At 74.3% G+C, this 23,685-nt stretch carries 21 protein-coding genes; 6 read left to right on the plus strand and 15 right to left on the minus strand.

From position 1 onward, the window contains the following. The first annotated feature begins 68 nt into the window (after positions 1-68). Positions 69-2,123: a bifunctional glycosyltransferase 87/phosphatase PAP2 family protein gene (locus HEK131_RS06390; protein WP_244333978.1), complete on the plus strand. Its 2,055-nt coding sequence runs from the start codon at positions 69-71 to the stop codon at positions 2,121-2,123. A 38-nt stretch (positions 2,124-2,161) separates the two neighbouring features. Next, entirely contained in the window at positions 2,162-3,682 is a 1,521-nt protein-coding gene (locus HEK131_RS06395; protein WP_244333980.1) for a glycosyltransferase family 39 protein, read from the plus strand. Here the strand turns inward: HEK131_RS06395 and HEK131_RS06400 are convergent. From HEK131_RS06400 to HEK131_RS06430, 7 genes are all read right to left on the minus strand, one after another. Next, positions 3,644-4,333, minus strand: coding sequence for a YoaK family protein (locus HEK131_RS06400; RefSeq protein WP_244333982.1), 690 nt, complete (start codon positions 4,331-4,333; stop codon positions 3,644-3,646). The two genes, HEK131_RS06395 and HEK131_RS06400, sit on opposite strands and share 39 nt — an antisense overlap. A 190-nt stretch (positions 4,334-4,523) precedes the next feature. Further along, positions 4,524-4,937, minus strand: coding sequence for a transglycosylase SLT domain-containing protein (locus tag HEK131_RS06405; RefSeq protein WP_217462826.1), 414 nt, complete (start codon positions 4,935-4,937; stop codon positions 4,524-4,526). A gap of 300 nt (positions 4,938-5,237) precedes the next feature. Further along, the gene (locus tag HEK131_RS06410; protein WP_244333984.1) at positions 5,238-6,059 is read right to left on the minus strand and encodes an ECF transporter S component; all 822 of its coding nucleotides are present in this window, start codon (positions 6,057-6,059) and stop codon (positions 5,238-5,240) included. Further along, positions 6,056-7,723: an ABC transporter ATP-binding protein gene (locus HEK131_RS06415; RefSeq protein ID WP_244333986.1), complete on the minus strand. Its 1,668-nt coding sequence runs from the start codon at positions 7,721-7,723 to the stop codon at positions 6,056-6,058. The genes HEK131_RS06410 and HEK131_RS06415 overlap by 4 nt, the downstream gene beginning before the upstream one ends. Continuing rightward, a complete protein-coding gene (locus tag HEK131_RS06420) occupies positions 7,720-8,844 on the minus strand; it encodes an energy-coupling factor transporter transmembrane protein EcfT (RefSeq protein WP_244333988.1) in 1,125 nt (374 codons plus the stop codon). Before HEK131_RS06420 ends, HEK131_RS06415 begins: the two co-directional genes overlap by 4 nt. Then, entirely contained in the window at positions 8,837-9,481 is a 645-nt protein-coding gene (locus HEK131_RS06425; protein ID WP_244333989.1) for an SCO2322 family protein, read from the minus strand. Before HEK131_RS06425 ends, HEK131_RS06420 begins: the two co-directional genes overlap by 8 nt. After that, positions 9,478-10,701 (minus strand): prenyltransferase/squalene oxidase repeat-containing protein, encoded by a 1,224-nt coding sequence (locus HEK131_RS06430; protein ID WP_244333991.1) that lies wholly within the window; start codon positions 10,699-10,701, stop codon positions 9,478-9,480. The genes HEK131_RS06425 and HEK131_RS06430 overlap by 4 nt, the downstream gene beginning before the upstream one ends. 408 nt (positions 10,702-11,109) lie before the next feature. Here HEK131_RS06430 and HEK131_RS06435 point away from each other — a divergent pair, with 408 nt between their 5' ends. The 3 genes from HEK131_RS06435 to HEK131_RS06445 are packed head-to-tail and all read left to right on the plus strand — an operon-like array spanning position 11,110 to position 14,350. Next, a complete protein-coding gene (locus HEK131_RS06435) occupies positions 11,110-12,540 on the plus strand; it encodes a glycosyltransferase family 4 protein (protein ID WP_217462831.1) in 1,431 nt (476 codons plus the stop codon). Further along, positions 12,534-13,283 carry a class I SAM-dependent methyltransferase gene (locus HEK131_RS06440; RefSeq protein ID WP_217462832.1) on the plus strand — a complete coding sequence of 250 codons (750 nt, stop codon included), beginning with the start codon at positions 12,534-12,536 and terminating at the stop codon, positions 13,281-13,283. Before HEK131_RS06435 ends, HEK131_RS06440 begins: the two co-directional genes overlap by 7 nt. Then, the gene (locus tag HEK131_RS06445; RefSeq protein ID WP_244333993.1) at positions 13,280-14,350 is read left to right on the plus strand and encodes a prenyltransferase/squalene oxidase repeat-containing protein; all 1,071 of its coding nucleotides are present in this window, start codon (positions 13,280-13,282) and stop codon (positions 14,348-14,350) included. The genes HEK131_RS06440 and HEK131_RS06445 overlap by 4 nt, the downstream gene beginning before the upstream one ends. A 58-nt stretch (positions 14,351-14,408) precedes the next feature. Here the strand turns inward: HEK131_RS06445 and HEK131_RS06450 are convergent, their stop codons facing one another. After that, a complete protein-coding gene (locus tag HEK131_RS06450; protein ID WP_161149645.1) occupies positions 14,409-14,696 on the minus strand; it encodes a hypothetical protein in 288 nt (95 codons plus the stop codon). Between the two features lie 160 nt (positions 14,697-14,856). Between HEK131_RS06450 and HEK131_RS06455 the strand changes: the two genes are divergently transcribed. After that, positions 14,857-15,405, plus strand: coding sequence for a hypothetical protein (locus HEK131_RS06455; RefSeq protein WP_217462834.1), 549 nt, complete (start codon positions 14,857-14,859; stop codon positions 15,403-15,405). Between the two features lie 57 nt (positions 15,406-15,462). Here the strand turns inward: HEK131_RS06455 and HEK131_RS06460 are convergent, their stop codons facing one another. The 7 genes from HEK131_RS06460 to HEK131_RS06495 form a co-directional block, all read right to left on the minus strand. Continuing rightward, the gene (locus HEK131_RS06460; protein WP_244333998.1) at positions 15,463-16,278 is read right to left on the minus strand and encodes a DUF5336 domain-containing protein; all 816 of its coding nucleotides are present in this window, start codon (positions 16,276-16,278) and stop codon (positions 15,463-15,465) included. A gap of 85 nt (positions 16,279-16,363) precedes the next feature. Then, positions 16,364-17,266 carry an N-acetylmuramoyl-L-alanine amidase gene (locus HEK131_RS06465; protein ID WP_244334000.1) on the minus strand — a complete coding sequence of 301 codons (903 nt, stop codon included), beginning with the start codon at positions 17,264-17,266 and terminating at the stop codon, positions 16,364-16,366. Between the two features lie 64 nt (positions 17,267-17,330). Beyond that, on the minus strand, positions 17,331-17,981 hold the full coding sequence (locus HEK131_RS06470) for a class I SAM-dependent methyltransferase (protein WP_244334002.1): 651 nt from the start codon (positions 17,979-17,981) through the stop codon (positions 17,331-17,333). Between the two features lie 101 nt (positions 17,982-18,082). Next, a complete protein-coding gene (locus tag HEK131_RS06475; RefSeq protein WP_244334004.1) occupies positions 18,083-19,825 on the minus strand; it encodes an MFS transporter in 1,743 nt (580 codons plus the stop codon). Positions 19,826-19,956: 131 nt separating this feature from the next. Beyond that, the gene (locus HEK131_RS06480) at positions 19,957-20,568 is read right to left on the minus strand and encodes a response regulator transcription factor (RefSeq protein WP_217462839.1); all 612 of its coding nucleotides are present in this window, start codon (positions 20,566-20,568) and stop codon (positions 19,957-19,959) included. Positions 20,569-20,599: 31 nt separating this feature from the next. Then, positions 20,600-21,796: a sensor histidine kinase gene (locus HEK131_RS06485; RefSeq protein ID WP_244451956.1), complete on the minus strand. Its 1,197-nt coding sequence runs from the start codon at positions 21,794-21,796 to the stop codon at positions 20,600-20,602. 657 nt (positions 21,797-22,453) lie between these two features. Beyond that, positions 22,454-23,590: a hypothetical protein gene (locus HEK131_RS06495; protein WP_244334006.1), complete on the minus strand. Its 1,137-nt coding sequence runs from the start codon at positions 23,588-23,590 to the stop codon at positions 22,454-22,456. Positions 23,591-23,685 lie beyond the last annotated feature (95 nt).

The raw sequence follows: 23,685 nt of genomic DNA on the forward strand, positions 1-23,685 counted from the left end.
TCCGTAGGGTTCGCTGAGAACCCCGGCTCGCGCGACGCGCCGGACGCGATGGGCGGAGGCCGCGAAGCGTGGTGGACCTGGAGCACGGCGGACGGCAGGCGGATGCCCTGGCGCCCACCGGACCCGGAGCGCGGCTGCGCGCCGCCCGGCTCGCCCTGTGGGCGGTGGCCGCGATCCTCGCCGTCCGGCAGATGGCCGTCGTCCTCACCAGCCCGAGCGGCTCGCGCCTCACCGACCTGGAGACCTGGGTCGGCCCGCAGGGCGTGCTGCATGTCAACGGCTCCCTGTACGACTCGACCCGGTTCACCGGCACCCCCTTCGCCGGCCTGGTCCTCAAGCCCCTCACCCGCGCCGCCGAACAGGCCCTCGGCTGGGGCTGGACCTTCGGCACCCTGCTCCTGGTCGTCGCCCTCGGCCTGGTCGTCGCCCGCGCGCTGCCCCGGCCGACCGGGCGCCGTACCGCCCTGCTGGCCGCCCCGGTCGCCATCAGCCTGCTCATGGTCTCGCTGCCGGTCCGCAACACCCTGTGGCTCGGCCAGACCAGCGTCATCCCGGTGCTGCTCGTCCTGCTCGGCTGCTTCACCGTGCGCGGCGAACGCGCCGGTGGCGTGCTCGTCGGGCTGGCCGCCGCCCTCCAGCCGACCGTACTGCTCTTCGTCCCGCTGCTGTGGTGCACCGGCCGCCGCCGGGCCGCGCTCAGCACCGCCGTCACCTTCGCCGGGGGCACCCTGCTCGCCTGGGCCGCGATGCCCGGCGACTCCTTCACCTACTGGGTCCACCACATGGCGGGCGCCGGTCTCGGCGGCCAAGCCGACGCCCTCGCCAACCAGTCCCTGCACGGCGCCCTGCTCCGGTTCGGCCTCAGCGGCCCGCTGGAGGTCGCGCTCTTCCTGCTGCTCGGCTCCGCAGTCGCCGCCCTCGCGCTGCGCCGGGCCGTCGGCCACGCCCGCGACGGGCAACTGCTGCTCGCCGTCGCCGTGACCGGCTGCGCCGCCGTCGCCGTCTCCCCGACCACCTGGCAGCACCAACTGCTGTGGGTGCTGCTCGCGGTGGTCGGCCGGGTCGGCACGCGGGCCGCCGACCGCACCGTCTGGCCGGTCGCGGTGATCCTGGTGACCACCCTCCCGGCGAAGATGATGCTGCCGAACACGCCGGTGATGTATCCGCTGCGGGACAACCTCGTCCTCCTCGCGGCCCTGGCCGCCGCCACCGCCGTCCCCTTCCTGCCCCGCACCTCCCCCCACTACGACGCCCCGGTCCCGACCGAGTACGCCCGCCAGATCCCGGCCCGGCCGGGACGCCTGCCGCTGCTGCCGTTCCCGCGCCGCCCGCTCGCCCGGCCCAACCTGCTGCTGGAGCTGCTGCTCATCCGGGTCACCTACGCCGCCTACCAGCAGGTGCGGCTCGCGGCGACCGGTGGCAGTGACGAGGCCGCCCGCGCCACCGCCGAGCACCACGGCCACCTGATCCTCGACGCCGAGCGGTTCCTCCACCTCGACATCGAGCACGCCGTCAACCACGCCGTCGTCCAGGCCGGCCCGCTGCGCGCCTTCCTCGACTTCTACTACGAGTCCTTCCACTTCCTCGTCCCGCTGACCGTGCTCGCCGTCCTCTACTGGCGCCGCCCGGCCGACTACCGCTGGGCCCGCGCCTCCCTCGGCTTCACCACCCTGCTCGCGCTGATCGGCTTCTGGCTCTTCCCGCTGGCCCCGCCGCGCCTGATGCCGGGACTCGGCTTCGTGGACACCGTGCACGGCGCGCAGGACCTCGCCCACCCGGACTACGGCGCGATGACCGCGATCACCAACCAGTACGCGGCGATGCCCTCGCTGCACTTCGGCTGGTCCCTGTGGTGCGGGGTGGTCGTCGCCGTGCTCGCGCCGCGCTGGTGGACGAAGGCGCTCGGGCTGGCGCACCCGCTGTTCACCGTCACCGCGATCGTGGCCACCGCCAACCACTGGGTGCTGGACGCGGCCGGCGGCGCGCTGGTCGTCGGCGGAGGCTTCGCGCTCGGATACGCACTGATCGGACCCCGTGGGATCGCGGCGGGGACCGGTGAGGCCGGACGGCCCCCGGCCCAGCGCACGCCCCGGACCGAGGAACAGCCGGTCAGCTCCGGCTGAGCCGGGGACGGGCGGCAGGCGGACGGCAGGCGCGGACGGTGGACACCACGACGAGCGGCCTCGACCTACCGACCGCCCCCGCGCGCACCGCCCCTGCCCGCACCGCGCCGGAGCGCACCAGGGGATCGGCGCTGGTGCCCGCCGCCCTCGCCACGGCCCTCGGACTGTGGGGCCTCACCCGCCGGGACAGCATGTGGCGCGACGAGTCGGTCACCTACCAGGTCGCCCACCGCACGCCCGGTGAACTGCTGGAGCTGCTGGGCCGTATCGACGCCGTGCACGGGCTGTACTACCTGCTCATGCACGGCGTCTTCGCGCTCTGGGACGGCGGGCTCCCCGCGCTGCGCCTGCCCTCGGTGCTGGCCACCGCCCTCGCCGCCGCCGGGGTCGGCGCGCTCGGCACCCGGCTCGCCGGACCCCGCCCCGGCCTGCTGGCGGGCGTCCTGTTCGCCCTGCTCCCGGCGATCCAGTGGTACGCGCAGGAGGGGCGGTCGTACGCCCTGGTCACCGCCGGTGTGGTCTGGGCGACGTATCTCCTCGTGCGCGGCCTTCGCTCCGCCGCGCCCGGCTGGTGGGCGGGGTACGGGGTGGTGCTGGCGGTCGTGTGCTGGGTGCACGAGTTCGCCGCGCTCGCGCTGTCCGCCCACGCGCTCACCCTGTACCTGCTGCGGGTGCCGGGCCGGGTGTGGCGCCGGTGGGGCGCGGCGGCGGGCGGGGCGCTGGGGGCGGTGGGGCCGCTGGTGGTGGTCAGCGCCGGACAGGCGGAGCAGCAGCTCGGCTGGCTCGGCCGCCCCGGCCTCGCCCCGTGGCTCCAGTTCCTCGGCGTGTCCGCGCTGGGCCTGCTGCCGAGCCGCGTCCCGGCCCTGGCCGACCGCACGGTGACCGCGCTCGCCCTGCCCCTGCTCATCGTCCCGCCCGGCCTGCTCATCACCGGCTCGCTGCTCAAGCCCTGGTACGTCGACCGGTACGTGCTGTACTCCCTGGCCGGGCTCGCCCTGCTGGGCGGGGTCGCGCTGGACCGTCTGCCGGCGCGTCTCGGGTCCCCGGCCCGCAAGGGCGCCGTCTGCCTGCTCGGCACCGTCCTGCTCGGCCTCTGGGTGCCCGCGTCCCTGGCGGTCCGGTCGCCGGAGAGCCGCAAGGACGACGCGGCCGCGGTCGCCCGGACCGTACGGGAGCTGGCCCGGCCCGGTGACGGCGTCCTCTTCCTGCCCTCCCGGCGCCGCGAGTGGCTGCTGTCCTACCCCGCGCTCCACGCCCGCCTCGACGACCTGGCCCTCGCCCGGTCCCCGGTCGCCTCCCGCACCCTCCAGGGCACCGAGCTGCCGCCGGACACCATCCGGCGCCGCCTCCTGGCCGCGCCCCGTGTGGTGGCCCTGATGGACCCCGCGGGCCAGCCCCTCGACCCCTTTGCGCAGGAGGCCGTCAAGCGGCGGACGCTGAAGACGTACTTCTTCCGGTGCGAGTCGGTCCGGGTGCGCGGTGCCCAGGTGGTGGTCTACGTCAGGAGGCCGGACCCCGGCTCAGTCGCGGTCCGAGGCGAGGACTGCCAGCACCGCTGAGGCCAGCGCCGCGAGCAGCAGCGGGATGCCCAGGCCGTGGTGGAGGACCAGCCAGGCGCCCAGACAGGCACCGCCGAACATGGCCAGCACGGCGGCCGTACGGCGCGGGGAACGCTGCCCGGTGCCGCTGCCGAGCCGGGACTCGGCGGCCAGGCCGGTCAGGGTCATGGTCAGCACCGTGGTGGTCAGGTCGGGGACGCCCAGCGCGCGGACGGTGGCGTTGCGCAGGCCCATGGCGAGGGCGGTCAGCGCGATCAGCGCGTACCGGGTGCCCGGCTCCTCGGGCCACGCGAAGGCGATGGCCGCCGCGGCGCCGACCAGCAGCGCTTCCGCCGTGAGGGTCAGCCGGGTCCAGCGCAGCCGGGCCGCCCGCCGGACGCGGGCCGTCAGCCGGCCGCCCGCGGCGGCGCCGAGCAGGAAGCAGCCGAGCGAGGTGGCCGTGAGCGGTACGGAGAAACCGGGGGCGCCCACGGCGGCGAAGCCGAGGACGATCACATTGCCGGTCATGTTGGCCGTGAAGACGCGGCCGAGGCCCAGATAGCCGACGGCGTCGATCAGCCCGCTCACCACGGTCAGCACGAGCAGGACCAGCGGGAGCCGCATCCCGCGCCGGGAGGCCCCGGGCACCGGTGCGGTCGTCGGCGTCGGCATCGGGACCTCCGGTCGGGCGGGCGGCGCCGGACCAGTGGATCACGGGGGCGGGACGCGGAGGGTGCGGACATGCGCGCGCACCCTCGCCGAGCGGTGGCGAGGGTGCGGGGAAGAGAGGGGGTGGGCCGTCGACCGCGGGTGGTCGTGCACCGGGTGGACCGGTGGGGGAACGGCCCGGATCAGCGGCGGCTCAGTACCAGCCGTTGGCCTGCCAGAAGCTCCACGCCTGCACGGGGCTGCCGTAGCGGGAGTTCATGTAGTCCAGGCCCCACTTGATCTGGGTGGCCGGGTTGGTCTTCCAGTCGGAGCCGGCCGAGGACATCTTGGAGGCCGGGAGGGCCTGCACCAGGCCGTAGGCGCCCGAGGAGCTGTTCTTGGCGGAGACGTTCCAGCCGCTCTCGTGCTCGACGATCTTGCTGAACGCGTTGTACTGGGCGGTGTCCGGGATCATCTTGTGCGCGACGGACCGCGCCGAGGACGGCGACGAGGTCGCGGCGTGAGCGGGGGAGGCGCCGAGCGCGACACCGGCGACACCGGCGGCCAGGGCGGCGACGGTGACGGCGTTCTTCTTGGAAGCGATGCGGCGGATGGCGGAGAACGACACGAAAGACCTCTTACGTCGGGGACGGTGAGTCGCCGGCGTTCCGCCGCGCTCTGCGCGGTGGCCGCATGCGTCGGCGCCGCGTCCCGTGGGGGTCGTGGCGCCTGGCGACGGCCTCCAGAGAAGCAAGCTTCCGAAACGCCCGCAATATCCCCTTTTACTAGTTGCGGCAGGACCGCCAGGGATGCCCCCGTATGTGACCCGGCTCTCAAAGCGCAGGCCAAGGAGGGTGCAAGGAGGTGCATGACGGGCGTCGAGGTCTACGATCCGAGGTCGTAGGTGGCCTCGGTCATATGGGGTGGCTCACGCATCCGGGGCGTCGAAGGTGACCGGCGTCTCGAAGGCGGCCCGGCGGGTGGCCCGGCGCAGGGCGCGCAGCACGGCCGGGCCGACGGTCAGGGTGAGGACGACCGTGCAGACGGCCCGGCCCAGGTCCCAGCCCATCGAGGTGGCCAGGCAGTAGGCGAGGAAGCGGGCCAGGTTGGCGGGGACCTCCGCGTGCGGGTCGAAGGAGATGTTCGACGCCATGGTGCCCATGAACGGCCAGCCGGCCAGGTTCATGATCGTGCCGTAGGCGAAGGCCGCGAGGAAGCCGTAGCAGGCCAGCAGCGCCAGCTCGGCCTTGCCGCGCAGGCGGGAGGCGCCCGGCAGCAGGCCCGCTCCCATGGTGAACCAGCCCATCGCCAGCATCTGGAACGGCATCCACGGCCCGACCCCGCCGGTCAGCAGCGCGGAGGCGAACATCGTCACCGAGCCGAGCACGAAGCCGAAACCGGGGCCGAGCACCCGCCCGCTGAGCACCAGCAGGAAGAACATCGGCTCGATGCCCGCCGTACCCGCGCCGATGGGGCGCAGGGCCGCGCCGGTCGCCGCGAGCACCCCCAGCATGGCGACGGCCTTCGGGCCGAGCCCCGACTCCGCGATGGTCGCCGCCACCACCGCGACCAGCAGCACCAGCAGCCCCGCGAACAGCCAGGGCGCGTCCTCGGCGTGCGCGCCGAGCCGCGAGTCCGGCGGCGCGAGGAACGGCCACCCGAACGCGGCGACCCCCACCGCGCCGACCAGCACGAGCGCGGCGACGGAACCGGGGCCGAGCCGGACGGCGCGGACGGCGGTACGGGTCATGCCAGGGCCTCCCGGACCTCGGACACCGTCAGCCAGGGCTGCGGGGCCAGGATCTTGGTGACCTGGGGAGCGAAGGAGGGCGAGGACACCACGATGTCGGCCGTGGGGCCGTCGGCTATCACCTCGCCGTCCGCCAGCAGCACCACCCGGTGGGCGATCTCGGCGGCCAGCTCCACGTCGTGCGTGGCCAGCACCAGGGCGTGCCCCTCGGCCGCCAGTGCGCGCAGTACGGCGACCAGGCGGGCCTTGGCCGCGTAGTCCAGGCCGCGCGTCGGCTCGTCCAGCAGGAGCAGCGGGGGGCGCGCGGTCAGCACGACCGCGAGGGCGAGTGCCAGGCGCTGGCCCTCGGAGAGGTCGCGGGGATGCGTGTCGTCCGTGATGCCCGGCAGCAGCTCCGACACCAGGGCCCGGCAGGTGCCGGGGGCTGCGTCCGCGTCCCGGTCGGCGGCGACGCACTCGGCGCCCACCGTGTCGGCGTACAGCAGATCGCGCGGCTCCTGCGGCACCAGGCCGACCCGGCGCACCAGTTCACCGGGCTTGATCCGGTGCGGGGTGGCTCCGCCGACCTGGACGGAACCGCCGGTCGGCGTCACCAGCCCGACGAGGGAACCGAGCAGCGTGGACTTCCCGGCGCCGTTGCGGCCCATGAGGGCGACGGTCTCGCCGGGGCCGACGGTGAGGTCGATGCCCCGCAGCGCCTCGACCCGGCCCCGCCGCACGGCGAGGTCCCGGACCTCGGCGACCGTGGGGGCGGCGGAGGCGGGCGCCTTGCCGCGCCGGAGGGACAGGCGGCGGGGGGCCGGTACCGCGGCGGCCCGCGGGGGCCCGGTCCGCTCGGGCTCCTCGGCGAGGGCCAGGCGTTCGCGCAGCGGGCCCGCCTTGCGGCGGGCGTCCCGGACGGTCAGGGGGAGCGGGGTCCAGTCGGCCAGGCGGCCCAGCTCGACCACCGGGGGGATCACCGGCGAGACGGCCATCATGTCGGCCGGAGCGCCGAGGACCGGGGGAGCGCCGGGCGCGGGCATCAGGACGACCCGGTCGGCGTACTGCACGACCCGCTCCAGCCGGTGTTCCGCCATGAGGACCGTGGTGCCCAGGTCGTGCACCAGGCGCTGGAGGACGGCCAGGACCTCCTCCGCGGCGGCCGGGTCCAGGGCCGAGGTCGGTTCGTCCAGGACCAGGACGCGTGGATGCGGGGTCAGCACCGAGCCGATGGCGACCCGCTGGCGCTGGCCGCCGGAGAGCGTGGCGATCGGACGGTCGCGCAGATCGGCCAGGCCCAGCAGGTCGAGCGTCTCCTCCACCCGGCGCCGCATCACCGCCGGGGCGAGGCCCAGCGACTCCATCCCGTAGGCGAGTTCGTCCTCCACGGTGTCCGTCACGAAGTGGGCGAGCGGGTCCTGGCCCACCGTGCCCACCACGTCGGCCAGTTCGCGCGGCTTGTGGGTGCGGGTGTCCCGGCCCGCCACGGTGACCCGGCCGCGCAGGGTGCCCCCGGTGAAGTGCGGGACCAGCCCGCTGACCGCGTTCAGGACCGTCGACTTGCCCACCCCGGACGGCCCGACGAGCAGAACGAGTTCGCCCTCGGGCACCTCGAAGTCCACGCCCTGCACGGTCGGTTCGGCCGCTCCGTCATAGGTGACGGCGACCTCCTCGAAGCGGATCACGACAGCTCCTCGGGGGGCTGGGGTACGGCGAGCACGGGCAACAGGCCCAGCAGGACGGACGCGGCGGGCCACAGGGGCAGGGCGGGGGCGGCCAGCGGTACGACACCGGGGTGCAGCGCGCCCGGATCGCGTACGGAGGCCAGCGCGAGCAGCGCGGCGACGGCCGCGCCCGAGCCCGCCACCAGCCACGCCCGCACGCCCCAGGGCGCCGGACGGTACCGGGTGCGCGGCGAGCGGCGGCCGCCCAGGCGCAGCCCGGCGAGCGCGGCCAGCACTCCGGCCAGCAGCAGCGGCAGCCCGTACACCCCGCCCTCGGCGGTGAGCAGCCCGTACGTGCCCGCGCACACCCCGAGCAGCCCGCCCAGCGTCAGTGCGGTCGTCGTACGGCGCACCGGCGCGGGCACGTCGGCGGTACGGCCGTAGCCGCGCGCGTCCATCGCGGCGGCCAGCGCGACGGAGCGCTCCAACGCGCCCTCCAGCACCGGCAGTCCGACCTGGAACAGGCCCCGCACGCCCCGGTCCGGGCGCCCCCTCAGGCGGCGGGCGGCGCGCAGCCGCTGCACGTCGGCGATGAGATGCGGGGCGAAGGTCAGCGCGACGACCACCGCGACCCCCGCCTCGTACAGCGCGCCCGGCAGGGACTTGAGCAGCTTGGCCGGACCGGCCAGGGCGTTGGCGGCGCCGACGCAGATCAGGAGTGCGGCCAGCTTCAGGCCGTTGTAGCCGGAGAAGAGCAGCGCCTCCGCCGACACCGGCCCGCCGAGGCGGATGCCCTGCGCCCAGGCGGGCAGCGGGATCTCGGGCAGCGTGAACAGGATGTGCGTACCCGGGATCGGGGAGCCGAGGACGGCCGTGAAGGCGAGCCGGACCAGCAGCACGGCGGCGGCCAGCTTGGCGAAGGCCGTGTACGAGCGGGCCCACGGCGCGCTGGAGCGGTGCACGGCCACCACGTAGCCCGCCACCGCCATCAGCAGGGCGAGCAGCAGGGGGTTGGTGGTGCGGGTGGCGGCCGTGCCGAGCCCGAGCGACCACAGCCACCAGGCGCCGGGGTGCAGCTCCGTGCTCGTCCGCCGGGGGACGAGCACGGAGGTACGGGCGCCGCGGAGGCCGGTGTCAGGCATTCCGGCGCCGCCGCGCCTGCCAGAACGCGGCCCCGCCGAGCACCGCGACCACGCCGATGCCGAGGGGCAGACCGAGGGAGGGGCCGTCGTCCTGGGGAGCGGCCTTCTTCGAGGGCTTCGCGCCCTTGTCGTCCGCGGCCACCTGCTCCCCGCATCCCCGCGCCGGGTAACCGGCGATGGCGCAGAGCAGCGCGTTGGTGTCGTAGCGCAGGGGCTTGGCCGCCTCGGCCAGGGCGTCGGCGGTCGTCGCGTCGGGGGAGACGCGGGCGCAGACCTCGCGCTCGGCCGGCGGGGTCTCCCCGGAGGGGGCGTCGGCCGGGGTGCCGAAGTCGAGGACGAGGGCGACCCGCTTGGTGCCCGCCTTCGCGGGCGTCCTGGCGCAGATCGTGCCGAAGTCCGCCGTGCCGCGCGGCCGGTTCGCGTCCGAGGAGTCCGCGCTGACCGCGAACCGGAAGCCCTGCACGGCGCCGTCGTCCGGACGCTGCATCGCCGGGCCCTGGGTGGCGTAGGCCCACCGGTCGCCGGAGCGGTCCCAGAAAGACCAGTACCGGTATCCGGCGGCCTCGGCCTGCGCGGCGGCGGCCAGGACGAGGAGGGACGCGACCAGCAGGGCCGCGGCACGGCGGACCGAGGTCACGGGCGGTTCTTCTTCCGGCCGCTGAACAGGAAGCCGACGCCGATGCCCGCGACCAGGCCCACGCCGATGATCCACCAGACGCTGTTGCCGGACTTCTCGGTGGCCTTCTCCTCCGCCTCGGCGGACGGCTCGGCGGCCGCCTTCGCCGGGGCCGGGCCCAGCTTGTCCAGGGCACGGACCAGGTCGGTGCCGCCGAAGTCGCGCGGGTCGGCGCCGACCGCGTGCGCGCTCAGGATGAGCTGGGCGTAGGCGGCCGGGCCGCTCTGCTGCGCCCACTTCGCGGCGTTCTTCGCCAGCCACGCGTACGGGGCCTTCGCCTGCTCGGTGAAGCCGTCGGCGGCCAGCGCCACCACGGTGTCGGCGGTGTTGCCGAAGTCGGGCTGCTTCTCGGCGCCGGGCAGGGCGGACATCAGGTGGCCGCTCTTGCCGACGGCGCCGATGAGGTGTGCGGACGCGTTGTCGGCCAGCCGGGCCGGGCCAGACTTGCCGGCGGAGGCGCAGGCGGGCGCCTCGGCGCGGGCCTTGCCGGGCTCCACGACGAAGCCCTTGCCGAGCGCGCCGAGCACACCGGCGGCCGTCGCGTCCGCGTTGGCGGTCAGCTTGCCCTTCTTGTCCGGCTGGAAGGCGAGCGCGCCGCCGCCGTCCTGGTCGCAGGGCACGGCCAGCGCGGCCAGCGCCTCGTCCGGGGTCTTCCCCTTGCCGCGCAGCCCGGCCGGCTTCTCACCGGCGGCGGCCAGCGCGCCGACCACGACGGAGGTGGAGTTGGTGTCGCTCGGGCCGCCGGGGGCGTAGCCCCAGCCGCCGTCCTTGTTCTGCTGGTCCTTCAGCCACTTGACGGCCTTGCCGGTCTCGTCGTCGTGCCCGCCGAGCGCGGCGAGCGCCTGGACGGCGGCGGCCGTGCTGTTGGTGTCGGCCTGGGCGCCCTTGCCGCCGCACGCCTTGCCGGTGTCGGCGCGGAAGGAGGCGAAGCCGCCGTCGGCGCACTGCTGGCCGGTCAGCCACTTCACGGCCTCGTCCGCGGGCTTCTCACCTACGGTGTCCTGCGCGAGCAGGGCGAGGGACTGGCGCCAGACGCCGTCGTAGGTGGGATCGCCCTTGCCGAACAGCCCGGCCGGGACCGTCGCCTTCGGGGACGGGGCGGCCTCGGCGGCCGTGGCGGGCGCGGCTGCTGCCAGCACGCCTATGGCGGCGAGAGCCGCGGCACTGCGGCGGACGTTCATGGTCGGCGACTGCCTCTCCTGCGAGGAGCCGACGCGCGCGGGAACCACCCCGGCGGCCCGGCCCCGTATGCCTCGACGGTGCCGTGCGCGGCACAGTGCCGCGCACGCGAGCCGGTCAACGTCCCGCCGAGGCGTTCCGGCTCACCGGGCCCCTCGGGCGCCGGATGACGGTTGCGGGTCAGCGCCGGAATCGCACCGGCTTCCCCCCGTACGGGTGTATGACGACTCGCCCACTTTACCGGGGGCGCCGAAGCGCCCGGTCGTGGCGTGAATCACCTGATCCACTGCTCACAGCGCTCCTACCTGCCGGTAGATTCAGAGCCTCTTGGATGATCAAGTCTGAAACTTGTTCCGGATTGTCGTCCCGTCGTAGTCTCGCGGGACCGTGCAGGCAGAAGGGGGCCCAGAGTGACCGCTGAGGCCAGTCAGGCGGCTCCCTCGGGCTTCGCCGCCGACGGCGGGCGACCGCTCCGTATCGCGCTCCTCACCTACAAGGGCAACCCGTTCTGCGGCGGCCAGGGCGTCTACGTACGCCATCTCTCCCGTGAACTCGCCCGCCTGGGGCACCAGGTGGAGGTCATCGGCTCCCAGCCCTACCCCGTGCTCGACGAACACGCCGATCACGCGGGCCGGTTGAGCCTCACCGAGCTGCCCAGCCTCGACCTCTACCGCCAGCCCGACCCCTTCCGCACCCCGGGGCGCGGCGAGTACCGGGACTGGGTCGACGCCCTGGAGGTCGCCACCATGTGGACCGGCGGCTTCCCCGAGCCGCTCACCTTCTCCCTGCGTGCCCGGCGCCAACTGCGCGCCCGCAGCGGTGAGTTCGACGTCGTCCACGACAACCAGACCCTCGGCTACGGCCTGCTCGGCGACCTCGGCGCCCCCCTGGTCACCACCATCCACCACCCCATCACCGTCGACCGGCAGCTCGACCTGGACGCCGCCGAGGACTTCAAGCGCCGCCTGTCCGTGCGCCGCTGGTACGGCTTCACCCGCATGCAGAAGCGGGTCGCCCGCCGCCTGTCCTCCGTGCTCACCGTCTCCGGCAGCTCCCGCCAGGAGATCGTCGACCACCTCGGCGTGAGCCAGGACCGGGTGCACGTCGTCCACATCGGCGCCGACACCAACCTGTTCGCGCCGAATCCGGCCGTCGCCGAGGTGCCGGGCCGGATCGTCACCACCTCCAGCGCCGACGTGCCCCTCAAGGGCCTGGTCTTCCTGGTGGAGGCACTCGCCAAGGTGCGGGCCGAGCAGCCCGACGCCCACCTCGTCGTCGTCGGCAAGCGCGCCGAGGAGGGCCCGGTCGCCCAGGCCATCGAGCGCTACGGCCTCGAAGACGCCGTCGAGTTCGTCAAGGGCATATCCGACGCCGAGCTGGTGGACCTGATCCGCTCCGCCGAAGTCGCCTGCGTGCCCTCGCTGTACGAAGGGTTCTCGCTGCCCGCCGCCGAGGCCATGGCCACCGCCACCCCGCTGGTCGCCACCACCGGCGGCGCCATCCCCGAGGTCGCCGGGACCGACGGCGAGACCTGCCTGGCCGTACCCCCGGGCGACGCCGGAGCCCTGGCCGCCGCCCTGACCCGGCTGCTCGGCGACCGCGAACTGCGCGCACGCCTCGGGGCGGCCGGCCGCGAGCGGGTGCTCGCCCGCTTCACCTGGGCCCGCGCCGCCGAGGGCACCGTGGCCCGCTACCGCGAGGCGATCGACCGCGCCCGCCCGCGCGCCGACAGACCCCTTCCCGCCGTCGGCGCCGACCGCCCCGTCGCGGCCGCCGCGACCGCCGCGGGCGTCTTCGCGGCACCCTCCGAAAGCTCCTCCGAAAGCAGGGCCACGTGCTGACCGTCGACTTCTCCCGGTTCCCGCTCGCCCCCGGCGACCGTGTCCTGGACCTCGGCTGCGGGGCCGGCCGCCACGCCTTCGAGTGCTACCGGCGCGGCGCCCAGGTCGTGGCCCTGGACCAGAACGCCGAGGAGATCCGCGAGGTCGCCAAGTGGTTCGCGGCGATGAAGGAGGCGGGTGAGGCCCCCGAGGGCGCCACCGCCACCGCCATGGAGGGCGACGCGCTCGCGCTGCCCTTCCCCGACGAGTCCTTCGACGTCGTCATCATCTCCGAGGTGATGGAGCACATCCCCGACGACAAGGGCGTGCTCGCCGAGATGGTCCGCGTCCTCAAGCCCGGCGGACGCATAGCCGTCACCGTGCCCCGGTACGGGCCCGAGAAGATCTGCTGGACGCTCTCCGACGCCTACCACGAGGTCGAGGGCGGGCACATCCGCATCTACCGCGCCGAGGAACTCCTCGCCAAGATGCGCGGCGCCGGACTGAAGCCCTACGGCACCCACCACGCGCACGCGCTGCACTCCCCGTACTGGTGGCTCAAGTGCGCCTTCGGTGTCGACAACGACAAGGCGCTGCCGGTGCGGGCGTACCACAAGCTGCTGGTCTGGGACATCATGAAGAAGCCCCTGGCCACGCGGGTCGCCGAGCAGGCCCTCAACCCCTTGATCGGCAAGAGCTTCGTCGCCTACGCGACCAAGCCCCACCTGCCCCGCCTCGACGGCGCCGAGACGGACGCCCGGTGACCACTCCCAGGACCGACCACCTCGTCCTGACCGGGGTCCTCACCGCCGAGGAGGCCGCCGCCACCGTCCGGGGCATCCTCGCGGTGCAGCGCACCGACGGCGCGATCCCCTGGTTCCGGGGCCACCACCTTGACCCGTGGGACCACACCGAGGCCGCCATGGCCCTCGACGCGGCCGGGGAGCACGCGGCCGCCGAGCGCGCCTACCGCTGGCTCGCCGACCACCAGAACGAGGACGGTTCCTGGTACGCCGCCTACGCCGACGGCGCCCATGACGACGTCACCGACCGGGCCCGCGAGTCCAACTTCACCGCCTACGTGGCCGTCGGCGTCTGGCACCACTACCTGTCCACCGGGGACGACACCTTCCTGGACCGGATGTGGCCCACCGTGTACGCGGCCATCGAGTGGGTGCTGCGGCTCCAGCAGCCCGGCGGCCAGATCGGCTGGCGCGTCGACGCCGAGGGTGAGACGGCCACCGACGCCCTGCTCACCGGCAGTTCCTCCGTCCACCACGCCCTGCGCTGTGCGCTCGCCATCGCCGAGCAGCGCGAAGAGGCGCAGCCCGACTGGGAGTTGGCGGTGGGCGCACTGCGCCACGCCATCCGCAGGCACCCCGAGCGCTTCCTCGACAAGAACCGCTACTCGATGGACTGGTACTACCCGGTCCTCGGCGGCGCCCTCACCGAGGTCGAGGCCAAGGAGCGCATCGAGGAGGGCTGGGACCGCTTCGTCGTGCCCGAGCTGGGCGTGCGCTGCGTCGTCCCCAACCCCTGGGTGACCGGCGGCGAGTCCTGCGAACTCGCCCTGGCCCTCTGGGCGGTGGGCGAATCCGACCGCGCGCTGACGATCCTGCAGTCCATCCAGCACCTGCGCGATCCGGAGTCCGGCCTGTACTGGACCGGCTACGTCTTCGACGACGACGCCGTCTGGCCGCGGGAACTGACCAGTTGGACCGCCGGCTCCCTCGTCCTCGCCGTCGCCGCCCTCGGCGGCCACGACGCCACGGGTGCCGTCTTCGGCGGCGAACGCCTGCCCCGCGGGCTGGACCCCGACTGCTGCGAGTGAGCGGCTGTCGGGGCCCGTCCGGGCTTCGGGTTCTTCCGGTTCTTCTGGTTTTTCCGGGTCAGCGGTGCAGGCGCCCCGCGATGGCATGGCCGATGAACAGGTAGACCACGGCGGCCAGTCCGTAACCGGCGACGACCCGGGCCCATGCCTCGTCGAAGGTGAAGAGGTCGTGGGACCAGCCCGCCAGCCAGGCGGCCGTGTCATGGACGAACTCGACCAGGGAGTTCCCCCGGTTCGCGTCCAACAGGTACATCAAGATCCACAGACCGAGGATGACGGCCATGACGTCGGCCACGAGGGCGATGACCCGGCCGGCCTGGTTCGTGCCTGAGTGGTGTCGAGACATGGTGTTCGAATTGCCGCTGCGCGCCCCCTGAAACCGGCCACAGGCCCTTGATACCGGGCCCGGCGACCCGTACGGGCCTCCCGGCTGGCGGCGGCCCGGCGGCCGGGCAAGGCTTCGGGTCAGGAGACACCCGCTCGGGGAGACACGTCCGGAGGACCGCGTGCCCGTTCCGCTGCGCCGCACATGGGTGGCGCTCATCTTGTGCTGCGCCCTGCTGGCCGGTACCGCCGCCTGCGGCAGTGACGACAAGACCAGCACCAAGACCCCCGCCGCGGCCTCCCCGAGCCCCAGCACGTCCGCCGAGCGCCAGAAGTTCGCCAAGACCCGGTTCGTCGCCAACGCGGGCCTCGCGGCCGGGGCGACGTACCAGTGGATCGTGAAGCCCTGGCGGGCCGGGACGTTCAAGAAGGGCGCCGACGGCCGCAAGGTGGCCCTCGTCAAGGCCGGCCTCGCCGGTGCCTTCGCCTACAACCGGCTCAAGGCCGCCCAGAAGAACGCCCAGGACGACCCGACCCTGTCCAAGGCGCTCGCACCGCTGACCGCGGGCATCGAGGGCCTGAAGAACCTGCCGTCCAAACTGCGCAACGGCGATACGGACGCCATGAGTTCGTACGACGACATCATCAACAAGGTGAAGAGCGCGGGCGCGAGCGCGGGCGCACCGGTCAAGGACCAGGTGCCCTCGACCTCCGACCTCTCCAAGGGCTGAACGGCGACGGCCCCCCGCCCGCAAGGGGCGAGGGGCCGCACACGACGGTCCGGGGGCTCAGCCGCGCTGGATTCCCGAGGTGTCCTGGAGGACACCGCGACGGCCGTCCTGGGTCTGCGCGAGGAGCGCGGCACCGCGCTGCTCGACCGCGAGGTACCAGGTGCCGGGGGCCAGTTCGGCGACCGGGTTCGGCGAACCGTCCTCCGCGTACAGCGGGCGCGTCACCGGCACGGCGAACCAGAACGGCGAGAAGTCGGCGGCCGCCTGCTGCGGCGCCGGAGCGCCCTGGGGGGCGGCCTGCCCGAACGCCTGGCCCTGCTGCGGCTGACCGCCGTAGGACGGGGCCGGGGCGCCGGGGTAGCCGTAACCCTGGGGCGGCTGGGCGCCGTAGGGCTGCGGGGCGGCGGGCTTGGGCGCCGGGATCAGCGCGGCCTGGAGCGCCGGGACGAGCGGGGTGGCGATGGCGGCGGCCGCCATCAGCAGCGTGGCGACCAGCGCGAGGATCAGACCGGTACCGGCGCTCGGCGACTTCGAGCCGGAGGCGATGTTGTCCAGGCCGCCGATCGGGTCGATCACGTTGCCCAGCGCGCTCCACGCGGCGAACACCGCGAACGCCACGCCGAAGACGCCGAGTTCGAGACCGGCGACCTTGCGGGGCTGGGGCAGCGCGCGGGCGGTGACGACGAGCGCGGCGGCGATCAGACCTGCCAGGACGACGCTGAGCAGGACGGGGCCGCTCTCCCAGAGGTTCGGCATGTCGACGTCGCCGGAGAGCTCGTCGTACGAAAAGTTGTCGAAGAACGACGCGATGAGCAGCAGCAGGGCTGCTCCGATCACCACGCCGTCGCCTCTGGTGAGGGAGCGGATATTCACTTCATCAGGTCCTTCGTAGGTCGTCTCGTCGTCGGTAGACAGTACCGTCCGCGTGATCCGGTGTGCGGACGGTTTCGCCCGGCGGTCACGACTCGTGCAGGAAACTCACGATTCCCTCAGAGATCCCCTGCGCGGCCTTCTGGCGCCAGGGACCGCTGGTCAGCAGCGCCACGTCGGACGTGTCACGCATGTTCCCGCATTCGATGAACACCTTGGGAACCGTTGACAGATTGAGACCGCCCAGGTCCGTGCGCGTGACCATCCCGGTGCCGTCGCCCAGGTAGTTGGAGAAGGGCTCACCGGTGGCGTGGCGGTAGCCGCCCGCGACCCGCTCGCCCAGCTTCGCGGAGGGGGCGACGATGGGCCGGGTGTCCGCGGCGCCCGCGTGCACCGGGCCCGGCATGATGACGTGGAAGCCCCGGTTGCCCTGCGCGGAGCCGTCCGCGTGCAGCGAGATCGCCGCGTCCGCGTGGGCCTTGTTGCCGATCCGGGCCCGCTCGTCCACGCACGGACCCCACGCGCGGTCGCCGTCATGGGTCAGCTTCACCGTGGCGCCCCGCTTCTCCAGCAGCGTCCGCAGCCGGTGGGCGAGGTCGAGGGTGAACGTCGCCTCGGGGTAACCGGCGTCGGTGGAGGTGCCGGTGGTGTCGCACTCCTTCTTGCCGTTGCCCACGTCGACCTGCCGGTTGATCTCGGCCGTGTGCCGGAAGTTGTCCTCGTTGTGACCGGGGTCGATGACGACGACCTTGCCGGCGAGCGAGTCCCCACCCGCCGACGGACTCGCCTTGCCGCCGGGCGCCGCGGGCGCCGCGGGCGCCGACGGCGCCGGGCTCGCGGCACCGGCAGGGCGCCGCGGCTCGTCGCCGAGCGCCGAGTACGCCAGCCAGCCGAGCAGGGCGACCGGCACCAGGGCGGCGGACGTGATGGTCAGGGCGCGCCGGGTGCGGCGCGGCCGGGCAGCTTCGGATTCCGGGCCTTCGTACGACACGCAGCCACCCTAACGGCACGTCCGGCCCGGTGCGGAAACGGGCACGCCCTCACCTGACGGAGTGTCAGATGCCGTCCCCCGTGCGCTTCAGCACCCGCAGCGAGCCCGTCGCCGACACCTCCGTGAACGCCCCCGACGCCAGCGCCCGCAGATACACCCGGTACGGCGCCTGGCCGGTGAACTCGTCCTCCGGCTCCGGGAACACGTCGTGGATGACCAGCAGTCCGCCGGGCGCGACGCGCGGGGCCCAGCCCTCGTAGTCGGCGTTCGCGTGCTCGTCGGTGTGGCCGCCGTCGACGAACACGAAGGCCACGGGGGAGTTCCACACCGCGGCGACCTGCGGGGAGCGGCCGACCAGGGCGACGACGTGGTCCTCCAGGCCGGCTCGGTGCAGGGTGCGGCGGAAGGTGGGGAGCGTGTCCATCAGGCCGACCTCGGGGTCGACCGTCTCCGGGTCGTGGTAGTCCCAGCCCGGCTGCTGCTCCTCGCTGCCCCGGTGGTGGTCGACCGTCAGCGCGGTGACCCCCGTCTGGCGGGCCGCGTCCGCCAGCAGCACGGTGGAGCGCCCGCAGTACGTGCCGACCTCCAGCAGCGGCAGCCCGAGCCGCCCGGCGTCCAGCGCCGCCGCGTACAGCGCCAGCCCCTCGTCCACGGGCATGAACCCCTTCGCGGCCTCGAACGCGGCCAGGATCTCGGGCTTGGGTGCCGCGGGCATGCGGGGTTCCTCTCGGTCGTACGGCTCTCTCGGCGCCCCATGCTGCCGCACCCCCAGCCCGGGGCCGGGCGGGGGGTGCGGTGGCGGGGGACCTGCGGGGGTCACGCCGTGACGGTCTCGCCCGGCAGGGGCAGGTCCAGCTCGACGGGACGCTCGTCCCCGGTGTGTGTCGCCGAGGAGGCCAGCGGGCCGTGCCCGGCGGCCCTGGCTGCCAGGACGTACGGGCCCTCGGTGGGGACGGCGAGCGCGTAGCTGCCGTCCGGTGCGGAGAGGGTGGTGCCCGCCTGGCGGCCCCGGCGGTCGATCAGCGTGACCTTGGCGCGGGCCACGGGGGCGCCGGAGGCGTCCAGCACCCGGCCCCGGAAGCCGCGCAGCACCTCCTGGGCGCGCTCCAGCGCGGCGTCCTCCTCGCTGCTGGCGCGGAGCTGGGTGTGCTGGGCCGGACGCGGGGTGCGCGGCAGGAACACCGCGAGCGCGAGACCGACGAGGACGGCGGCGGTGGCGATCAGGAACGACACCCGGAAGCCGTGCATCGTCGGCACCGCGATCCCGCCCATGTCCTGCGCGGTGTTGGCCAGCACCATGCCGATGACGGCGCTGGAGACCGAGGTGCCGATGGAGCGCATCAGGGTGTTGAGCCCGTTGGCGGCACCGGTCTCGGAGGCCGGGACCGCGCCCACGATCAGCGCGGGCAGCGAGGAGTAGGCGAGGCCGATGCCCGCGCCGAGGACCACCGAGGTGATGATCGTCTGCCAGGCGGCGTCCATCAGGCCGAGGCCGCCCGCGTAGCCGATCGCGATGACCAGCATGCCGATGATCAGGGTGGTCCGGGGGCCGTAGCGGGCCGACAGGCGGGCGTACACCGGGGCGGTGAACATCATCGTCAGGCCCAGCGGGGCCACGCAGAGACCGGCGACCACCATCGACTGGCCCAGGCCGTAGCCGGTGGCGGCGGGCAACTGGAGCAACTGGGGGAGGACCAGCGAGACGACGTAGAAGCTGACGCCGACCATGATCGAGGCGAGGTTGGTGAGCAGCACCTCGCGGCGGGCGGTGGTGCGCAGGTCGACCAGCGGGGCCGGTGTGCGCAGCTCGTACATGCCCCACAGCAGCAGGACGGCGAGCGCGCCGCCGAAGAGGCCGAGCGTGGTGCCGGAGGACCAGCCCCAGTCGCTGCCCTTGGTGATGGGCAGCAGGAGCAGCACCAGACCGGCGGAGAGGCCGACGGTGCCCGGGTAGTCGAAGGAGCCCTTGGCGCGGGCCGGGGACTCGGGGACGACCAGCAGGGTCAGGCCGATGGCGAGCACGCCCAGACCGGCGGCGCCGTAGAACAGGGCGTGCCAGTCGGTGTGCTGGGCGACCAGGGCGGCGGCGGGCAGCGCGAGACCGCCGCCGACACCGATGGAGGAGCTCATCAGCGCCATCGCGGAGGCGAGCCGCTCACGCGGGAGCATGTCGCGCATCAGGCCGATGCCCAGCGGGATCGCGCCCATGGCGAAGCCCTGGAGGGTGCGGCCCACGATCATCAGGAGCAGTTGGCTGGTGACCGCGCTGACCAGGGCGCCGGCCACCATCACGGACAGGCTGAGGATCAGCATCCGGCGCTTGCCGTACAGGTCGCCGAGGCGGCCCATGATCGGCGTGGCGACGGCACCGGAGAGCAGGGTGGAGGTGAGGACCCAGGTCGCGTTGCTCGGCTCGGTGCCGAGTAGCTGCGGCAGGTCCTTGATGACCGGCACGAGCAGGGTCTGCATCACCGCGACCACGATGCCCGCGAAGGCGAGCACCGGGACGACGGCCCCGCCCGCTTTCCGGGTGGGGTGGTCGGGCGTGGTGTGGGTCATGGAAATGAGGTCCTCCCGCGTGAATACGTACCGGGTGAACCTCGTATGCACGGGCAACTATTCCGTTGCTTCGGGACGCTAATGAATTCTTGACCGAGTCATGGGTTTCTGACCGGGTGTCAGTGCTTGCGTCACAGCCAGCCGCGCTGTCTGGCCTCCCGCACGGCCTCCGCGCGGTTGCGGGTGCCGGTCTTGCCGATGGCCGCGGAGAGGTAGTTGCGGACCGTGGACTCCGAGAGGTGGAGCCGGGCGGCGATGTCGGCCACGGTCGCGCCGTCCACGGAGGCGGTCAGCACCTCGCACTCCCGGCCCGTCAGCGGACTGGGCCCGGCGCTCAGCGCGGCCGCCGCCAGTACCGGGTCGACCACCGTCTCCCCGGCCAGCACCCGGCGCACCGCCTGGGCCAGCTCCTCCACCGGGCCGTCCTTCACCAGGAACCCGGCCGCCCCCGCCTCCATCGCCCGGCGCAGATAGCCGGGCCGGCCGAAGGTGGTCAGGATCAGCACCCGGCACCCGGGCACCCGCTCCCGCAGCAGCGCGGCGGCGTCCAGACCGCTCAGGCCCGGCAGCTCGATGTCCAGCAGCGCCACGTCGGGCCGGTGCTCCACGGCGGCCGGCACGATCGCGTCCCCCGCCGACACCTGCGCGACCACCTCGATGTCGTCCTCCATGCCCAGCAGCAGGGCCAGCGCGCCGCGCATCATGCCCTGGTCCTCGGCCAGCAGGAGCCGGATCTCCTTCACGGCGCCAGCGTAGCGAGGGGCGGCCCGGCGGTCAGGACCCCACCGCGACCGTGACCGCCTCCTCGGCGCCCTGGTCCTCGGGGCCCACCGGCAGCTCGGCCGTCACCGTGAAACCGCCCTGCGGCGCCGGGCCCGCCGTGAGGGAGCCGCCCGCCGCGGCCAGCCGCTCGGTCAGTCCCCTCAGCCCGGTGCCGCCGGTGCCCGCGCCCTCGGCCGGAACGCCCGAGCCGTCGTCGGTGACGGTGAGCCGGACCCGTTCCCCGGCGCTCTCCACGGTGATCTCGCAGCGGGCGGCGCGGCTGTGCCGGACCACGTTCGTCACCGCCTCGCGCACCACCCAGCCGAGCAGCGCCTCGGTCTGCGGGGCCAGCGGCGCCCCCGACTGCCGCACCACCGGCTCCACGCTCGCCGCCGCCAGCGCGGAGCGGGCCCGCGTCAGCTCGGTGGACAGGCTGCCCTCGCGGTAGCCGGTCACCGCCTCCCGGATCTCGGTCAGCGCCTGCCGCCCCACCGACTCGATGTCCCCGATCTGCGCCAGCGCCGCGTCCAGGTCCCGCCCGGCCAGCCGCCGGGCCGCCTCCGACTTCACGACGATCACCGACAGGGTGTGGCCCAGCAGATCGTGCAGATCGCGGGAGAAGCGCAGCCGCTCCTTCTCCACCGCCCGCCGCGCCAGCTCCTCCCGCGCGGCCCGCAGTTCCCGCACCGCCTCGGACAGGCCGAGGATCGCCGCCGTGACCATGCAGGACAGGAAGGTCGCGTACCCGATGTTCGGCGCCTCGGTCCAGCCCTCGCGCACCCAGGCCAGCGCCGCCGCGTACGCCGCGAGCAGCACCCCGACGCGGCCCATGTGCCGGCCGCGCAGGGTGGCGCCCGTGGCGAGGCCGAGCAGCGGGAAGAAGAGCAGCCAGTTGCCGCCGTAGCCCAGCGCCAGCCCCGTGGTCAGCACGCCCATCAGCAGCAGTGCCAGCCGGGTCGAGGGGGCCTGGCGCTTCGCGCGGTCGAAGGCGCGGAAGGTGACGTAGATGTAGAGGGAGTTGAAGGCGAACAGGCCCAGGCCGCCGATCCACGGGTTCCCGGCCTTGCCCTGGAGCAGGTTGGAGAAGGAGCCCAGGCCCATCAGCAGCCAGGGCAGCAGGGCGAAGCCGCTCGGGGGCGGTCCCGTGCGCTCCGCGGCGCACGCCCGCCTCGCCGCGGCCCGCCGCCGCGCTCGCGCCCACCACGTCATGCCCGTGTCCCTCGGCTTCTCCGGCTCCACCGCGTCCGGCCGGTCGGCGGGACGACGCTCCAGGGTAGGGAACGAGCGCCGCTGTGCGCGTCGAGAGGATCGCGTCCGTGTCATGCCTACGACGGTAGAAGCGGGCCGCCGCCAGGGGCAGAGGCGTACGTACGGACTCGGGCAGTACAAATGTCACGGCCGGGACAGGACGAAGGGGCGGGGTACGAGCCGTATGGCCCGTACCCCGCCCCTCGCCGTTCTGATCAGACAGCCGTGCCGCCGGTACCGCCGGACGGACGGCGATGGCGCCCGTGGGGGGTGCTCTCCCCGTCCCGGTCGGTGACCGGGCCCCGGTGGCGACCGTGCCCGTCCGCCTCTGCGGAGGCGGATTCCGGCTGGTGGAGCCCGGAATCCGTGGACGCGGACAGCGGGTGCGTCGTGCTGGTGTCGGTCATCGGATGCATTCACCCCGTCAACATGATCGTCTTGCAGCCGGGAGAGTCTAACCAACCCCACGGGGGCCCGGTCCAGGCGGCCGAGCCGACGTCCCACCCTGCGACGATCACGCCGCCGGGCCCACGGCGGCGAGGGCCTCCGGCGGTCGTGCCCGCCCTCGGCCGGGCGGGCTCCGCCCCTCGCGTGCGCCTGCGGCTGTCGTGACGCCGCTTACCCGGTGGCGATCTTGCCGAGCGGGGCCTCGCGCAGCGGCACCGGGCGCGGGGCCTCGGGCTCCGGAGCCTCCGGTTCCGTGGACTCGACGGACTCCGCGGGCTCCTCCGCCCCCGGAGGGCTCAGCTCCGCCACCCCGCACGGCGTCTGCGCCGTGGCGTACGGCAGTCGCAGCACGCCCTCCGCCGTCCACAGCCCGGACCCCGCCAGCCAGCCTTCGGGCGCCGACAGGTGCCGTATCCGGCGCTCGGCCGGGCGCCAGGTGCCGACCCAGGTGCCCAGTGGGCCGTCCACGCGCAGCGCCACCGCGCAGTTCTCCGGGGTCAGCACCTGGCCCGGCTGGATGGCGAACGGCGTCACCACGCAGTCCGGCAGCAGCAGCGCGCCGGGGAAGCGGACCGGCAGCGTGCTGCCCATCACGCCCCAGCCCAATCGTTCCTGCCCCGGCGAGGCCGCGTCGGAGGAGATCACCACCAGCCCGCTGTCCGGGTCGGCCAGCAGCAGCCGGTCGTCGCTGTCCGGCGCGATCTGGAGCAGCGGCGACACCTCGCCGTCCCGCCCGAGGTCCACCACGACCGTCTTGGTCCGGCCGCCCAGCTCCCGGTCGAGGGCCAGCATCCGCCCCGCCGCGTCCAGCCAGACCCCGCCCGAGCAGCGCCCCGGCACCTCGGCCACCCGCTCGGGCCCGAAGGCGCCCCCGGCCACCAGCCAGACGGTCGTGGACGCACCGCCCACCGCCAGCGCGTACGCCCGCTCGCCCCCCGGCGCGGGCGGCAGCAGCGTGAACCGGGTACCGGGCTCCGGGCACTCCACCGCGCCGACCGTCAGCTCAACGGTGCCGGGGCCGGTCGGGTACAGCAGGGAGAAGGCGTGCCGCCGCTCCACCAGGCGGTGGATCAGCACCCGCCCGTCGCCCATCGGATGCACCTCGGTGCCCGGCTCCTCCGGCTGGCCGCCGGGCAGCGGGACCGCGTACGGCTCCGGGCCGTCCAGCGTCCAGCGCTCCGGGAACCAGCTCTCGCCGTCCAGCGCGAGCCGGGCGGCGTACGCGCCGTCCGCCGTGATGGCGTACCGCGTCGTGGGCGCCTCGTGTTCCGCGCCGGTAGACGGGGATTCGATCGCACAGGCCGTCATCGTTCGGTCACCTCCGGCGACGAAGCTAGTTTTCGTACGCACGGGCGGGGGCCGGGTCCGGACCGCTTCACACATACGGGTGGCGCAGAAGCGAT

Origin of the sequence: Streptomyces seoulensis (assembly GCF_022846655.1) — a bacterium.
Classification (GTDB): Bacteria; Actinomycetota; Actinomycetes; order Streptomycetales; family Streptomycetaceae; genus Streptomyces.